Origin of the sequence: Streptomyces sp. NPDC079020, from assembly GCF_044542225.1 — a bacterium.
In the GTDB taxonomy this organism is placed as follows: Bacteria; Actinomycetota; Actinomycetes; order Streptomycetales; family Streptomycetaceae; genus Streptomyces.
On sequence record NZ_JBITUB010000003.1, the window covers coordinates 211,849 to 226,863 of the forward strand.

At 74.1% G+C, this 15,015-nt stretch carries 14 protein-coding genes; 4 read left to right on the forward strand and 10 right to left on the reverse strand.

What is annotated here, in order from left to right; translation table 11 throughout:
• Positions 1 to 80: 80 nt before the first annotated feature.
• Positions 81 to 2,594, reverse strand: a complete 2,514-nt coding sequence (locus ACIGJO_RS08110) for a helicase C-terminal domain-containing protein (protein ID WP_399953778.1) — start codon at positions 2,592 to 2,594, stop codon at positions 81 to 83.
• 63 nt (positions 2,595 to 2,657) lie between these two features.
• On the opposite strand from ACIGJO_RS08110, the gene ACIGJO_RS08115 reads away from it, so the two are divergent.
• Entirely contained in the window at positions 2,658 to 3,953 is a 1,296-nt protein-coding gene (locus tag ACIGJO_RS08115) for a hypothetical protein (RefSeq protein ID WP_399953781.1), read from the forward strand.
• 515 nt (positions 3,954 to 4,468) lie between these two features.
• Here ACIGJO_RS08115 and ACIGJO_RS08120 read toward each other — a convergent pair.
• Genes ACIGJO_RS08120 through ACIGJO_RS08135 form a run of 4 tightly spaced genes read right to left on the reverse strand, consistent with a single transcriptional unit; the run spans position 4,469 to position 8,404 of the window.
• Positions 4,469 to 5,446 carry an ABC transporter substrate-binding protein gene (locus tag ACIGJO_RS08120; RefSeq protein ID WP_399953785.1) on the reverse strand — a complete coding sequence of 326 codons (978 nt, stop codon included), beginning with the start codon at positions 5,444 to 5,446 and terminating at the stop codon, positions 4,469 to 4,471.
• Positions 5,443 to 6,318 (reverse strand): ABC transporter ATP-binding protein, encoded by an 876-nt coding sequence (locus ACIGJO_RS08125; protein ID WP_399953788.1) that lies wholly within the window; start codon positions 6,316 to 6,318, stop codon positions 5,443 to 5,445. Before ACIGJO_RS08125 ends, ACIGJO_RS08120 begins: the two co-directional genes overlap by 4 nt.
• Positions 6,315 to 7,397: a FecCD family ABC transporter permease gene (locus tag ACIGJO_RS08130; RefSeq protein WP_399953791.1), complete on the reverse strand. Its 1,083-nt coding sequence runs from the start codon at positions 7,395 to 7,397 to the stop codon at positions 6,315 to 6,317. The genes ACIGJO_RS08125 and ACIGJO_RS08130 overlap by 4 nt, the downstream gene beginning before the upstream one ends.
• Positions 7,394 to 8,404, reverse strand: a complete 1,011-nt coding sequence (locus tag ACIGJO_RS08135; RefSeq protein ID WP_399953794.1) for a FecCD family ABC transporter permease — start codon at positions 8,402 to 8,404, stop codon at positions 7,394 to 7,396. Before ACIGJO_RS08135 ends, ACIGJO_RS08130 begins: the two co-directional genes overlap by 4 nt.
• 153 nt (positions 8,405 to 8,557) lie before the next feature.
• Between ACIGJO_RS08135 and ACIGJO_RS08140 the strand changes: the two genes are divergently transcribed.
• The gene (locus ACIGJO_RS08140; RefSeq protein ID WP_399953797.1) at positions 8,558 to 9,190 is read left to right on the forward strand and encodes an HAD family hydrolase; all 633 of its coding nucleotides are present in this window, start codon (positions 8,558 to 8,560) and stop codon (positions 9,188 to 9,190) included.
• Positions 9,191 to 9,246: 56 nt separating this feature from the next.
• Here ACIGJO_RS08140 and ACIGJO_RS08145 read toward each other — a convergent pair whose 3' ends face one another.
• Positions 9,247 to 9,489 (reverse strand): hypothetical protein, encoded by a 243-nt coding sequence (locus ACIGJO_RS08145; RefSeq protein ID WP_399953800.1) that lies wholly within the window; start codon positions 9,487 to 9,489, stop codon positions 9,247 to 9,249.
• 161 nt (positions 9,490 to 9,650) lie between these two features.
• Between ACIGJO_RS08145 and ACIGJO_RS08150 the strand changes: the two genes are divergently transcribed.
• Positions 9,651 to 10,034 carry a cold-shock protein gene (locus ACIGJO_RS08150; RefSeq protein WP_323179698.1) on the forward strand — a complete coding sequence of 128 codons (384 nt, stop codon included), beginning with the start codon at positions 9,651 to 9,653 and terminating at the stop codon, positions 10,032 to 10,034.
• A 24-nt stretch (positions 10,035 to 10,058) separates the two neighbouring features.
• On the opposite strand, the gene ACIGJO_RS08155 is transcribed toward ACIGJO_RS08150, so the two are convergent.
• The 4 genes from ACIGJO_RS08155 to ACIGJO_RS08170 are packed head-to-tail and all read right to left on the reverse strand — an operon-like array spanning position 10,059 to position 13,580.
• Positions 10,059 to 10,934, reverse strand: coding sequence for a 1,4-dihydroxy-6-naphthoate synthase (locus tag ACIGJO_RS08155; protein WP_399953804.1), 876 nt, complete (start codon positions 10,932 to 10,934; stop codon positions 10,059 to 10,061).
• The gene (locus ACIGJO_RS08160; RefSeq protein ID WP_399953807.1) at positions 10,900 to 11,619 is read right to left on the reverse strand and encodes a futalosine hydrolase; all 720 of its coding nucleotides are present in this window, start codon (positions 11,617 to 11,619) and stop codon (positions 10,900 to 10,902) included. The genes ACIGJO_RS08155 and ACIGJO_RS08160 overlap by 35 nt, the downstream gene beginning before the upstream one ends.
• Before the next feature lie 5 nt (positions 11,620 to 11,624).
• Positions 11,625 to 12,104, reverse strand: a complete 480-nt coding sequence (locus tag ACIGJO_RS08165) for a DUF2771 domain-containing protein (RefSeq protein ID WP_399953810.1) — start codon at positions 12,102 to 12,104, stop codon at positions 11,625 to 11,627.
• Between the two features lie 27 nt (positions 12,105 to 12,131).
• Entirely contained in the window at positions 12,132 to 13,580 is a 1,449-nt protein-coding gene (locus tag ACIGJO_RS08170; protein ID WP_399953813.1) for an MFS transporter, read from the reverse strand.
• Between the two features lie 361 nt (positions 13,581 to 13,941).
• Here ACIGJO_RS08170 and ACIGJO_RS08175 point away from each other — a divergent pair, with 361 nt between their 5' ends.
• Positions 13,942 to 14,868, forward strand: coding sequence for a DUF3027 domain-containing protein (locus ACIGJO_RS08175; protein ID WP_399953816.1), 927 nt, complete (start codon positions 13,942 to 13,944; stop codon positions 14,866 to 14,868).
• Positions 14,869 to 15,015: the final 147 nt, after the last annotated feature.

A 15,015-nucleotide genomic window follows, 5' to 3' on the forward strand; every position in this document is an offset into this window, starting at 1 on the left:
CACGGCCCGGCCCGGTCCACGCCCGACCCGGTCCACGCCCGGCCAGGTCCACGGCCCGGCCCGGTCCGTGGCGGCGGGTTCTACGGCTTCGCGTCGTCGGCCAGTTCCGCCACGCCCGTGATGCGGTGCAGCGGATAGGTGCGGACCTCGTCGGCCGTGTGGTCGTACGCCGTCACGAAACCGCCCTCCACCCGGACCGGAGCGATCACCCGCTGGCTGGCGGCGCCGTCCGCGTTGACGTAGCCGATCCAGACCGCCGAGCCCGTCATGGCGGCGGCCTGGACCGTGGCCAGGGTCTCCGCCGACGTCGTACGGGGCAGGGACCCGGCGGCGGCCGGGGTCTCGGGACCCTCCCCGGTCTCCTTGCGGACGACCGTCGCGGCCGTGTCCCCGGCCCGGATCGCCCGCACCGCCGCGCCCAGCAGGGTCTCGTCCGGGACCGGCGGGCCCTCGGGCACGGGTACGGGAGCCGAGCGGGGCGGGGTGCGGCGGGCGCCCGCCCGGGTGATCAGGACGTCGCCCTCGGCGGACTCGGCGGCCGGGGCGTAGCCCATCTCGCGCAGCCCTTCGAGCAGGGACGCCGGGTCGGCCTGGGCGGCCAGCACGGTCGGCGCGAGCCGGCGCAGCCGCAGCGTGGCCGAGCGCCTGTCGGCGAGGATCTCGTTCAGTACGGCCTCGTCGTCGCAGCGCACGTACGCCGAGGCGGAGCCGATCCGCAGATGGCCGTGGCGGCGGGCCACGTCGTCGATGAGGTAGCTCAGCGGCTGCGGCACCGGCGTACGGCTGTGCGCGGCCAGGAACGCGTGCAGGTCGGCGGCGGCCTGCCCGGCGTCCAGCGCCCGGCGCACCGAACCGGGGGTGAAGCGGTAGACCGTGGCCCCGCCCTTGGACTCGATGTCCGCGAGGACCGACAGCGTCTCGGCGAGCGGGCGTTCCAGCGGGCCGGGGGCGACGGCCGTCAGGTCGGCCTGGAGCAGCACATGGCCGAGCGGTTCGGGCAGGAGCGGGGTGAGCAGGGCGGCGGCCGCGCCGGGGCCCTGGGCCAGCAGCGCGCGGGCCTGCGAGGAGAGGGCGCCCCGGCCCGTGATGCCCAGCAGCTCCGCCTCGTTGACCGTCCACAGGGCGATCCGGGACCGCAGGTCGGAGGTGTCCCCGGGGGCGGAGGGCGAAGCCTCGGCGGGCCGGGGAGCCCCCGGCATCCCGGCGCCCCGCGCACCCCCGCGCAGGGGGCGCTCCCAGCGCAGCCGGGCCAGTAGTGTCACGGGGTCCGGTGCCGTGCCCGGCGGCAGCGCGGCGAACAGGGCCAGCACCCGGTGGCGTACCTCCGGCGCGGCCGAGCGGTCCAGTTCGGGGCCGAGCGCGGACAGCGCCCGCCCCTTGGCGTCCTGGCCGCCGACCAGACCGGCGGTGCGGGTGGCGGCGAGCCAGGCGGTGGCGAGCCGTGCCCAGCGGTCCTGGGCGGGGAGTTCGAGCCAGTCGTCGTACGCGGGCGTCGCCGCGTACCGTTCGTCGCTCTCCCCGTCGGCGGCCAGCAGCCCGGCCGCGTGGGCGAGTTCGACCCAGAACGCGGCGACCGGCTCCGTCACGTCCATCGCGTTCGCGGCCCGCTTCAGCTCACGTACGCTCAGCCCGCCCGCGCGCAGGATCGCCGGGCCGCCGCCGTTCCAGAGCTTCAGCAGGTCCTCGACGGTGGACAGGGCCGTGAACGCCTGGCCCGCCGCCGCTCTGTCCACAGCCTGGGGATCGCGCTCGGCCGCCGCCGCGACGACCGGCGGCACCGGTTCCGGTACGCGGTGGGCGCGCCCGGCCCGCAGATGCAGCGCCGCCTCGCGGGGCAGTACGACGGTGCGCGTCGACACCGGCAGCAGCAGGCCGCGGTCGCGCAGCCAGCGGACCGGCGGCGCGGGGTTCGGCGTGATCTCCCCGTACGGCGGCCCCCACACCAGCCGGTCCAGCACGGACAGCGCCTCGACCGGGGCGGTGTCCAGCAGGGCCGCCATTCTGGTCCGGTCCGTGAACAGACCGGCCAGCGCGGTGACGGCCGAGACCGGGTCGTGCGTGGCGGGCAGCCCGGCCGCGGTCAGGATCTCCTGGAGGCGGCCGGGCGACATGCCGGCCGTCGCCTCGGCGACCGTCGGGCCCAGTCCGGTGGGGGAGGGGTGCTGCGGCGACGGGGCGAGCAGTTCCCTGGCCGTACGGACCAGGCGCAACCGGTCGTCCTCGCCCCAGACGAGGGCCTGTTCGCGCAGCGTCGCCAACGCGGCGGGCAGCGCGGCGGTGATCGCGCTCCCCGCGTCGTCGCGCTGGTCGCCGTCGTCCTGGCCGTCCCCCGTGAGCAGGGAGAGCAGCGTGCCGTACGAGGCCGGGTCCGGCGCCACGGCCAGTGCCTCCGCGGTCTGGAGCGCGAACCGGTCCAGGTGTTCCAGCGCGCGGACGACGGAGGCACGGGTGCCCGCTCTCGTCGCGAGCTGGGTGATGTCGTTCGGCACGGGACTGAGGAGGTCGGGGCGGGCACGCAGCAGCCCGGCCAGCGATTCGTCGGCGCGGGCGCGCAGAGCTTCGGCGAGCGTGCGCGGTGGTGTGGTCGTCCCCATCCGTCCCACGGTAGCCGCTGGAACGCTACCGTCGGGGCAGGGCCGGTAGAGGGGAACCATCGAGTGGGGATCGAGAGCGACCAGCTCGTCTACGACTATCTGAGCCGGGTCGGGGACCTGGCCCAGCAACAACAGCTGCCCTCGGGCGCCCGGATGCGGCTCGTCTCGACGCTCCGGGGCGAGATCGACCGGCAGCGCCACCAGGACGGCACGGGCACCCCGGCGGCGGTGCGGCGCATCATCGGCAGGCTCGGCACGCCGGACGAACTGGTGGCCGCGGCGGCCGAGTCGGGCGACGGATCGGTGCCGCTGCCGTCGGCGCGGAGCGCGGAGCGCGGCGCGGGCGGCGGGTCCGGCGGCGGGCAGTGGCGCGGCCTTCCCCGGCCCCGGAGCGGGCTGCTCCGCAAGGAGCCGAAAGACAGTTCCCGGCGGGGCGCGTCGGAAGCGCCCGCGAGCCCGGAAGCGCCCGCGAGCCCGGAAGCGCCCGCGAGCCCGGAAGCGCCCGCGAGCCCGGGAGAGGGCCGGGAGCACGAGGAGCGCGGGGAGAGCCGGAGAAGCCGGAAGCGCGGCGGGGGCGCGGACGCGGCCGGAGCGACCGCCGCCGAGGACACCGCTGCCCCGGCGCACGACTGGCCGGACCCCTCCGCGCCGCATGTCCTGGGCCTCGACCAGCAGGGCCCGTCCGGTGGTGAACCCGACTGGTGGCGCATCGCGCCGGGATCGTTCGGCGACGGCGAGCGCGTACCGGGATTCGTCGGGGGCGTGGAGATCCCCGAGATCTTCAGGCCCCCGAGGCCGGCGAAGCCCGCCCGCGACCCGGACGCGGACGAGGAGGCCGACGACCTCGACGGCGAGAGCGGCGAGAGCGGCGAGGACCGCGAGGGCGGGACCGGGGACGGGACCGGGAAGGGCGGGGAGCAACCCGCGAAGGGCGCCCGCGTACGCCTCGGGCTGCCGAGACTGCGCCGCCGCAAGGCGGCCGCCGCCGCACCGGAACCCGCCGCCGCGACGAAGGCCGCCCGCTTCGCGCACCCGCTGCTGCTCCTGGCCGCCGCGCTGCTGGTGGGCGGAGCGGTGACGGGCTCCTGGCTGGCTCTCGCGGGCGGCTGGCTCCTCGCGTACAGCTCGCGCACCCTGTCCCGGGCCGAGGCGAAGTGGGCCGCGATGGGGCTGCCGGGTGTGGTGGTGGCGGCCACCGTGGTGTGGGTGTGGGGCCGGATGGAAGGGCGCTGGGGGGAGCCCATCGCGGAGGGCGGGATGGGGGACGTCCTGGTGGGCGCCTGGCCGGTGGTGCTGCGGGTGGCGGCGGTCGCCTCGGCGCTGTACCTGGTGTGGCGGGCGCGCGGACGCGCCGCCTGAGCGGGCCGGTCAGGGAGGACGCGCCGCCTGAGCGGGCCGGTCAGGGAGGACGCGCCGCCTGAGCGGGCCGGTCAGGGAGGACGCGCCGCCTGAGCGCCCCTGGTGCCGGGCAGCCGGGGCCGCCGGGGCCGGGCCGCCGCCACGGCCCGCGCACGGACACGGGCCCGGCAGCTGGACCGGCCCACGCACGGGCCCGGCAGCCGGACCGGCCCCGGCCGGCGACCGGACGCGCCCCGACCAGCGCACGGACACGCCCCGGTCGGCGACCGGACGCGCCCCGGCCCGCGCACGGGCACGCCCCCGCCCGACCCCGACCAGCGCACGGACGCGCCCCGGCCCGGCCCCGACCCCGGCCCGCGCCCGCGTACGGACACCGCCCGCGCCCGCGCACCGGACACCGGCACCGGACACCGGCACCGGACACCGGCCCCGGCCGCGTGACGCCCGACGGGCCGGCCCCCGGGTGTGGGGCCGGCCCGTCGGGCATCCGGGGCGGGAGGCGTCCCGCCGTCGGGTCACTTCGTCAGGCTGGTCCGGAACTCGTCCAGGATCTTGTCCGCGGCCGTGTAGCCGATGCCCGCGATCCACAGACGGTCGTCGACCTTGAAGACCTTGTCGTTCTTGGACGCGGTCAGCCCCTTCCACAGGCCGCTGTTCATCGTCTTGGTCGTGCCCGCCTTGCCCGGGTCGCCGTACGTGGACGTGAAGATGACATCCGCGTCCGCCAGGTCGATCTTCTCGGGCGACACGTCGTACGAGAACCCGTCCTTCGCCTTGTCCGTGATCGCGGGGCGGCCCATGCCGAGGTCGGCGAGGATCGAGCCGATGTAGTTCTGCTTGCCGTAGATGCGGATCTCGGCGCCCTCGACGAACCGGACGAAGTTGACGTCGGTGGCCGCCGCCTTCTCCTTGCCGCCGATCGCCTCCGTCACCTCCGCCACATGGGCGTCGTACTTCGCGATGACCTTCTCGGCCTCGTCCTTCTTGCCGAGCGCGTCCGCGTGCAGCTGGAAGTTCTCCTTCCAGGCGCTGCCGGTGGCCTCGGTCATCACGGTCGGGGCGATCTCGCTGAGCTGCTCGTAACGGTCACCGTCACGGACCTTGCTCGTGAGGATCAGGTCGGGCTTGAGCGCGGCGACGGCCTCCATGTTGGGGTTGGCGATCTCGCCGACCTCCTTGATGCCCTTCGTCCCGCTCGCGGGCAGGTAGGAGGGGAAACCGTCCTCCGACGCCGAGTGCGTCGCGCCGACCGGGCGGATGCCCAGGCTGAGCGCGGAGTCCAGCTCGCCGGTGTCGAGGACGACGACCCGCTTGGGATCCACGGGGACGTCGACGTTCCCGTTCGCGGTGCTGACCGTGTGGGTCTTGCTCTTGTCCTCCGACGAGCCGGAGGCCGAGCCGTGTTCGGTGGAGCCGCACGCGGAGAGGGTGAGCGCGGCGGTCACGGCGAGGGAGCCGGCGACCAGGCCACGGCGGCGGAAGGGGACGGTCATGTCTGTGGAGCCTTTCTGAGCGGGGAACGGGGAGATGTCCAGGGGGCGCCGGGCACGACGAGCGGCGAACCCGTCACCGGGTCCGGGACGATCACCGCCTCCAGGCCGAAGACCTCGCGCACGAGCCCGGCGGTGACGACATCGCGCGGGTGGCCCTCCGCGACGATCCGGCCCGCCTTCATGGCGACCAGGTGGTCGGCGTACCGGGCGGCCTGGTTGAGGTCGTGGAGCACGGTCACCACGGTCCGGCCGCGGGTGCCGTCCGCCGCCGGGGCGGCGAGCTGGCGCACCAGGTCCAGGACCTCCACCTGGTGCGCGATGTCGAGGTAGGTCGTCGGCTCGTCGAGCAGCAGCAGATCGGTGTCCTGGGCGAGCGCCATCGCGATCCACACCCGCTGGCGCTGCCCGCCGGACAGTTCGTCCACCGAGCGGTCGGCGAGTGCCGTGACGTCCGTACGGTCCATGGCGTCCGTGACCGCGCGTTCGTCCGCCTCCGACCACTGCTGCCACCAGTGCTGGTGCGGCTGGCGGCCCCGGGCGACCAGGTCGGAGACGGTGATCGCCTCGGGGGCCACCGGGGTCTGCGGGAGCAGCCCGATGGACTGGGCGATCCGCTTCGTGGGGATCCTCGCCAGTTCGGTGCCGTCCAGCAGGACGGCACCGTCGCGCGGCTTGAGGAGCCGGCCGAGCGCCCGCAGGGTGGTCGACTTGCCGCAGGCGTTCGGGCCGACGATGACGGTGACCTGCCCGTCGGGTACGGCGAGGTCCAGCTCGTGCACGACGGTGCGGTCCTCGTAGGCGAGGGTCAGCCCGCGGGCCGAGAGCCTGCTGGTCGTCCCCACCGTTTCGTCGGTCCGGAGGGTCTCGCTCATGCCTTGCCTCCACTGCGGCCGCTGTGGCCGCGGATGATCAGCCAGATCAGGTACGGGGCGCCGACCGCCGCCGTCAGGACACCCACCGGCAGTTCGGTGGGGGAGAAGAGCCTGCGGGCGAGCAGATCGGCGAAGACGACGATCACCGCGCCGAGCAGGGCGGAACAGAACAGCGGGATCTGCGCCGTGCGCGTCATCCGCCGGGCGATCTGCGGCGCCAGCAGCGCCACGAAGTCCACCGGCCCGGCCGTCCCCGTGGCCACGGACGCCAGGACCACGCCGAGGGCGACGAGCCCGAGCCGTACCCGCCCCAGGCGTACGCCGAGCGCGGTGGCGGTGTCGTCGTCCATCGTGACGGCGCGCTGCGCGCGGGAGGCCCACAGCACGGCGGGCAGCAGGATCAGCAGCGTCCAGCCGATCGGTGCGGCCTCCTCCCAGCCGCGCCCGTTGAGGGAGCCGGTCATCCAGATCTGGGCCTGCTGGGCGACCAGGTAGTCGCCCTTCGTCAGGAACAGCGTGGTGACCGACCGCAGCGCGATGGCGAAGCCGATGCCGATGAGGACGAAGCGGGTGGCGTGCAGCCCGCCGCGCCAGGCGAAGGCGTACACGAGGGCCGCCGCGGCGACTCCGCCGATCACCGACAGGTACGGCAGGACGGTGTACGAGGTGATGCCGAACGTCATCGCGCCGACCGTCAGCGCGCTCGCGCCCTGGCTGATGCCGATGATGTCGGGGCTGGCGAGCGGGTTGCGGGCCACGGTCTGGATCAGCGCGCCGGCGATCCCGAAGGCCACACCGACGAGCAGCCCGACGACCATGCGCGGCAGCCGCAGCGTGCCCACGACCAGTTCGCCGGGCGAGGGCTGTCCCAGGACCACCTTCACCGCCTCGGCGGGCGCGACGAAGCTCTCGCCGACGCAGAGGTAGGCGACACAGACCAGGGCCAGCAGGACGACGAGGACGGCCGCAACGGCGGCGGCGCGGCGGTGCAGCAGGAACCGTCCGCGCGTCCCGACCCCGACGAGCGAGTAACCGGCGGGCCGCACGGGGGGACGTACCGGGGTCATGGCCGCGTTCATGCGGGCACCGCCTTCCGGCGTACCAGGGTGACCAGGAAGGGCACCCCGATCAGGGCCGTCATCACACCCGCCGGGACCTCGCTCGGCGGGAACAGGACGCGGCCGATGACATCGGAGACGAGCAGCATCACGGGGCCGATGAGCGCGGCCATGGGCAGTACCCAGCGGTGGTCGTTGCCGACGATCGCACGGGCGATGTGGGGGACGGCGAGGCCGATGAAGGCGATCGGCCCGGCCGCGGCGACCCCGGCGCCGGTCAGCACGGTCGCCCCGATGCCGCCGACGATCCGTACGGTGGCGACCTTCTGGCCCAGGCCCTTCGCCATGTCCTCGCCCAGTGCGAGCGCGTCGAGCCCGCGCGCCACGGAGAGCACGAGGACGGTGCCGAGGAGGAGGAACGGCCAGATCTGCTGGGCCACCTCCGCCTCGCGCCCGGCGATGGAACCGACCTGCCAGAAGCGGAACTCGTCCAGCGCGGACGCCTTCGTCGTGAGCACCGCCATCGTCACCGAGACCAGCAGCGCGTTGATCGCGGCGCCGCCCAGCGCGAGTTTCACCGGGGTCGCACCGCCGCGCCCGCTGGAGGCGATGGCGTACACCGCCACGGAGGCGATCGCGGCGCCCGCGAACGCGAACCAGACATAGCCGGTGAGGGTGTGGACCCCGGCGTACGCGATGGCCAGCACCACGCCCACCGAGGCGCCCTGGCTGATGCCGAGGATGCCGGGGTCGGCGATGGGGTTACGGGTGATGCCCTGGAGCACCGTGCCCGCCAGGGCCAGGGAGGCGCCGACCATCAGCCCGATCAGGGTGCGCGGCACCCGCATGTTCCGGATGACTTCGGCGGCGTCGGAGTTCCCGCCGTGCAGCAGTGCGTCGAAGACCTCGGAGGGGGCGATGGAGCGCGCGCCCACGGCGAGGCTGAGCAGTACGGCGAGCAACAGCGCGAGGACGGCCGCCGCCGTCGCGCATGCGCGTCTGGAGAGGCGTGGTGCGGCGGCTGACATCTGACCCCATCGAAGCGGACACGGGCGCGCGCGGAGCCGTGGACGTGATGCGCGGTGGCGCGTCACGCGGCCGTCGGGACGCGTGCGAGGGAGGTAAGGCTTGGCTAAGTCTAGGCGGCGTGATTTCGCCGGTCGAGGCGGCCGGTGGGCACAATGGCCACCATGGCTCCGCATCCCCTGACGGTCGGCTTCGACCTCGATATGACGCTCATGGACTCCCGCCCCGGCATCGGGGCCAACTACCGGGCGCTGTCCGCCGAGACGGGCGTGCCGATCGACACCGGCCTGGTCGTCAGCAGGCTCGGCCCGCCGGTGGAGGAGGAGCTGGCGAACTGGTACCCGGCCGACCGGGTGGCCGCGACGGCCGACCGCTACCGGGAGATCTATCCCATACACGCGATCACCCCGACCACGGCGCTGCCCGGTGCGCGGGAGGCCATCGAGGCGGTGCGGGCGCTGGGCGGCCGGACGCTCGTCATCACCGCCAAGCACGAGCCGAGCGCCAGGCTCCACCTCGACCATCTGGGGATCGAGCCGGACGAACTGGTCGGGCGGCTCTGGGCCGAGGCCAAGGCGCGCGCACTGATCGAGCACGGCGCTCAGGTGTACGTCGGCGACCACACCGGGGACGTGCGCGGAGCCCGCGCGGCCGGTGCGCTGTCGGTCGGCGTGACGACGGGCCCGTGCGACGCGGACGAGCTGCGCGCGGCGGGCGCCGACGTGATCCTGCCGGACCTGACGGGCTTCCCGGCCTGGCTGCGCGGGTACGAGCGGAGCCGCGGCTGACGGTCCCGCCGCGGTCCCGCCGCGGGTCCGCCGGTGCCGGGGCCCGGCGGGCGGCGCTACGGGCGGCTGCCGGCGGTCCGCTTCGGGGAGCTGCTCCACGCCGACCGCACGACGCCCGCCGCCGCGATGAGGAACCCGACGCCCATCAGCATGCAGACCGCGTAGGCGATCGACGGGAACGGGTCCGTGCCCAGGAAAAGTGGGGCCACTGTGACCAGAGTGGCCAGTGCGCCGACGAAGAAAACGATCGCGCCGACCTGAACCAGCCGGTCACCTGCGCCAGAAGGAGTAGTACTCACCCCGCCAGGGTAGTTCCCAGCCCGGAGGAACCGTCCGGCGACGTCTTGTCACCGGCCCCAGGGCCATTAGCCTTGGACCCGGCGGGTCATGGGGCCCGCTGTACTGCTATCCGGAGCCGTTTCCCAGGCTCTCCCGCCCACTGACGAGGACGAGGACAGACGTGCCCACCGGCAAGGTCAAATGGTTCAACAGCGAGAAGGGCTTCGGCTTTCTCTCCCGCGACGACGGCGGCGACGTCTTCGTCCACTCGTCGGTACTCCCTGCCGGAGTCGACGTGCTCAAGCCGGGCCAGCGGGTGGAATTCGGCGTTGTCGCAGGCCAGCGCGGTGACCAGGCGCTGTCCGTGGCCATTCTCGACCCCACCCCGTCCGTCGCGGCCGCCCAGCGCCGCAAGCCGGACGAGCTGGCGTCGATCGTCCAGGACCTGACCACGCTCCTGGAGAACATCACGCCGATGCTGGAGCGGGGCCGCTATCCCGACAAGGCCGCGGGCGGGAAGATCGCCGGCCTGCTGCGGGCGGTCGCCGACCAGCTGGACGTGTAGACGCCGCCCCGTGATCCCGGTGGGTCAGGGGAACGAGAGAGCGTTCGGGCCGAGGGGCGGAACAAGCCCCTCGGCCGCCGCGCGTGTCAGCAGACCGCGGATCGCCGCGTAGCCGTCCGGGCCGAGGTCGGCGGTGAACTCGTTGACGTACAGCCCGATGTGCTGGTCGGCCACGGCCGGGTCCATCTCCTGGGCGTGTTCCTGGACGTAGGCCCGTGAGACCTCCGGCTCGTCCCGGGCCATCAGCACCGACGTACGCACGGAATCGGCCAGCCTCTTCAGCGTGTCGGCGCCCAGCGAGCGCTTGGCGATGATCGCGCCGAGCGGGATCGGCAGCCCGGTCGTGTCCTCCCAGTGACGGCCCATGTCCGCCAGGTTGTGCAGACCGTAGTTCTGGTACGTGAACCGCGCCTCGTGGATGACCAGACCGGCGTCCACCCTGCCGTCCCGCACGGCGGGCATGATCTCGTGGAAGGGCATGACGACGATCTCGCCCACCCCGCCGGGGACGACCTCCGCCGCCCAGAGCCGGAAGAGCAGATAGGCGGTCGAGCGCTCGCTCGGCACGGCGACGGTCCGCCCGGTCAGATCCGTACCCGGCTCCCTCGTCAGGACGAGCGGGCCGCAGCCCCGGCCCAGCGCACCGCCGCACGGCAGCAGGGCGTACTCGTCGAGGACCCAGGGCAGCACGGCGTACGACACCTTCAGCACATCCAGCTCACCGCGCTCGGCCATGCCGTTGGTGAGGTCGATGTCGGCGAAGGTGACGTCGAGGGCGGGCGCGCCGGGGACCCTTCCGTGCGCCCAGGCGTCGAACACGAAGGTGTCGTTGGGGCAGGGCGAGAACGCGATCCGCAACGGGCTGTCAGCCGGTCCGGTCGTTCCGGTGGTTTCGGTCATGCTGGGTCCAACCTTCCAGTACGGGTGCGGTCTTCCCGAACGCCCCGGTGAGCGCGGCCAGCGCGTCACCGATGCGCCAGGCGTCGCGGTCGCGGGGGCCGACGGCGTTGGAGACGGCCCGCACCTCCAGCACGGGGACGCCGGCCCGTCCGGCGGCCTCCGCGGCCCCGAAGCCCTCCATCGCCTCGGCCAGCGCGCCCGGGTGCGCGGCGAGCAGCGCGGCGGCGCGCCGGGCGCTGCCGGTCACGGTGGAGACCGTGAGCACCGGGCCGGTGGCCGCGCCGGTGGCGGACGCCACCTCCTGTACGAGCGCGAGCGGCGGCAGGAAGCGTTCCCGGCCGAAGCCGAGAGCGGTGACGGGCACGAAGCCGTCCGGGGTCTCGGCGCCCAGGTCGGCGGCGATGACCTCGGTGGCCACGACGAGTGAGCCGAGGGGCGCGGCGGGGGCGAAACCGCCGCCGATACCGGCCGAGACCACGAGACCGTACGGCTGTGGCGCCGAGGCCAGGGCGAAGGCGGTCGAGGCCGCCGCGGCAGAGGGGCCCACACCGCCCGCCAGCACGTCGAACGCGCCGGTGCGGTGCAGTTCGCCGCCGGGCACCGGCAGGACCTGCGGGGTGCCCCCGAACGCACGCGTGACCGCGTCCCGTTCCACCGGGACAGCGGTCACGACGAGCACACGCATGGGGGTCAGGACGTCTTCTTGAGCTCGAAGTGCCAGATGCCCGTGAGCTTCTTGCCCTTGGTCTCCACGATGGAGATCTGCGTCTTGCTGGAGGTCTCGCCGGTCTGACTGGCGAAGAAGGCGCTGCCCGGGATCGACCGGTAGGTCTTCTTGTACGGCTCCTGCTCGGCCTGCTGGCCGTTGATGAAGAGCGTCCAGCCGTTGTCGGCGATCTCGGGGTCGACGCCGAAGCGGACCTTGTCGTCCATCGCGACCTTGACGGACTTCTCCGCCTTCTTGTTGAGGCAGCCCTGGATCTCGGACTCCTTGAGGGCGTTGCCGTCGTTGTAGCAGGTCGCCTCGGAGCTCACCGAGTTGTCGCCGACCGTCACGGTGGCGAGCGGCGTCGGCTTGTCGCAGGCGGACAGGACAAGGAGTCCCGCGGACACGGCACCAAGAGCGACGCCGATTCGACGGCCCTTACCGGAGAAGAACGCAACGGTCATGGGCCGAAGGCTATCGGTCGCCCCCGCTCATGCCACGCGGGGGTGCGGCGTGCCGCGCCGCGCGGCTCCCAGCAGCCCCCGTACGGAGGTGGCGGCGCCCAGGGCCAGGATGCAGGCGGCGACCGACATGCCGAGTACCGCGTTGAGGGGCAGCGCGATGCCGATACCGCCGCCGACCACCCAGGCCATCTGGAGCAGTGTCTCGGACCGGGCGAACGCCGAGGTGCGGACCTCCTCGGGGACGTCCCGCTGGATCATGGCGTCCAGCGAGAGCTTGGACAGGGCCTGGGTGAACCCCGCGACCGCGCCGAGCGCGGCGACCATCACGGTGGAGAAGAACACCGCGGCGAGCACGGCCACGCCCAGGGCGAGCCCGAGGACGGTCGCGATGATCACCTCGGGGCCGCGGGCCCGGAGCCAGGAGCCCACCGCCGTACCGCACGCGTTGCCCGCCCCGGCGGCGACGCCGACGATGCCGAGCGAGACGGCGGCGCTCTGGCCCGAGAGCGGCTGCTCGCGCAGCAGGAACGCCAGGAAGAAGATGAGGAAGCCGGAGAGCGCCCGGTGCGAGGCGTTCGCCTGGAGCCCGTGCAGGACGGAACCGCCGACGGAGCGCAGTCCGGGCGGCTTCTCCCTGGCCTGTTTCGCGCCGTTGGCCCGGTCCCTGCCGCGGCTGTCGCGCCGGCCGCCGTCGGCCCTCGCCCGCCCGCCGCCCGCCGGTCCGGCGCCCTCGGCGTGTGGGTCGACCAGCCGGGCCTTGCGCTCGCCCTTCGCGGAGTCGACCTTGGGCGGCAGGGTGAAGGCCAGGAAGGTCCCCGTGAGGAAGATCGCGCACGCGCCGTAGAGCGGCCAGCCCGAGCCGACGGCCTGGAGCCCGGCCCCGATCGGGGCCGCCACCCCCGTGGCGAGGAGTCCCGCCAGGGTGACCCGTGAATTGGCCTTCACGAGGGAGAAGCGGGGTGGCAGCAGGCGGGGCACGACCGCGCTGCGGACGACTCCGTACGCCTTGGAGGCGACCAGGACGCCCAGCGCCGCCGGGTACAGCTCCAGGCCGCCGGTGGCGACCGCGCCCGACATGGTGAGGGCCAGCACCGCACGGGCGAGCATCGCGCCCGCCATCGCGGCCCGGCGGCCGTGCGGCAGCCGGTCGAGCAGCGGGCCGATCACCGGGGCGAGCAGGGTGAAGGGGGCCATGGTGATGGCCAGGTACAGGGCGACCCGGCCGCGGGCCTCGTCCGTGGGGACGGAGAAGAACACCGTGGAGGCGAGCGCGACCGTGATCATCACGTCGCCGGCGCCGTTCACCGCGTGCAGCTCGATCAGTTTGCCGAGGCCGGATTCCCCGGCGCCATGGGCGTGCGTCGCCTTCCGGATGCCTTTCGCGGTGCCCGTGAACGGGGTGTGCAGGGCATGGGCGACCGACCGGCCCGCCCTTCGGAGCGGGCCGGGACCGTCGTGCGACCTGGCGGCAGCCACCTCGTCATAGTGCCCCAACCGTCGCCCCGATGAACCGTGATCGGCCGCTGGCGCGGCGCGGGATGCCCCGTCGGACCAGTGAGCGGCAGAACGGATACGGCACGTTTGGGACGGGCAGGTGGGCGCGGGGCGGCGGAGAGGGTAGCGTGCGTAACGCGCCACCGGCGGTTGTTCTTGGCCGCGCGCCTCTCCGCGATCCCGCAGAATGGATGGCAGAAGGCGCGCCCGAGGCAGGCACAACGGGTGTGGACGTCGACGCGGCCCCCAGGTCCGCTCCGCCCGCAGCTGTCATGGCCGAAAACAGCAATCGCACAGCAGCTGGCGCGCTCGTGAGACTGGCGTATGGAGAGAAGCGAGACCTGTGAGTGCTGCGACGACGCGAAGCCGTACGGCCCGTACCCCCGTTCCCGACCGCCTGTGCGCCGAGGCGGTAGACCTCGCACGCGCGGCGGCCGAAGAGGCGGCCGCGCCAGGAGTGGTCGGTGAACACGCGGGGCTCGTCTCCGAGGGAGACCGGGTCGTCACCCACTACTTCGAGTGCAAGGAGCCCGGCTACCGGGGCTGGCGCTGGGCGGTGACGGTCGCCAGGGCCTCCCGGGCCAAGAACGTCACCCTGGACGAGACGGTGCTCCTGCCGGGCGCGGACGCCCTCCTGGCCCCTGAATGGGTGCCGTGGAGCGAGCGGCTGCGTCCGGGTGACATGGGCCCCGGCGACCTGCTGCCCACCGAGGCGGAGGACCTCCGCCTGGAGCCCGGCTACACCGGCGAGGACGAGCCCCCGCCGAACTCCGCGGTCTCCGAGGAGCTGGCGGACCTCGTCGACGCCGAGGACGCGGAGCTGACGTTCCGGCCGGTCGCGACGAGCCGCGGTTCCATCGCCGCCGTCGCGGAAGAGCTGGGCACCCGGCGGGCCCGGGTGCTGTCCCGGTACGGGCTGCACGCGGCCGCCGACCGCTGGGACGAGGCGTTCGGTCCGAAGACCCCGATGGCACAGGCGGCCCCGGCCACCTGTGTGAGCTGCGCGTTCCTGGTACCGATGACGGGCTCGCTGAAGCAGGCCTTCGGGGTGTGCGCGAACGAGTTCGGCCCGGCCGACGGCCATGTGGTGTCGCTGGCCTACGGATGCGGGGGCCACTCCGAGGCGGCCGTGATGCCGAAGCCGCCGAAGCCCGCCCCGCACGCCCTGGACACGCTTCAGGTGGACGAGTACCCCCTGCGCCCGGCACGGGACAGCGGCTCCGTCCCGGACGAGGCGGACGGGCCGACGGAGGACCTCGGCCACTCCTGAGCGCCCGCCGGGCGGCCTCCGGGGCCCGGCGCACGGCGGACCCACCCCGCAGACCAACCGTCCGGCGACGGAGCACGACGCCGGACGGGCCCGGTTCTGTGCCCGTGCGCCGTCGCGGTACCTTCGGGCGCACACTGGGCGGCATGG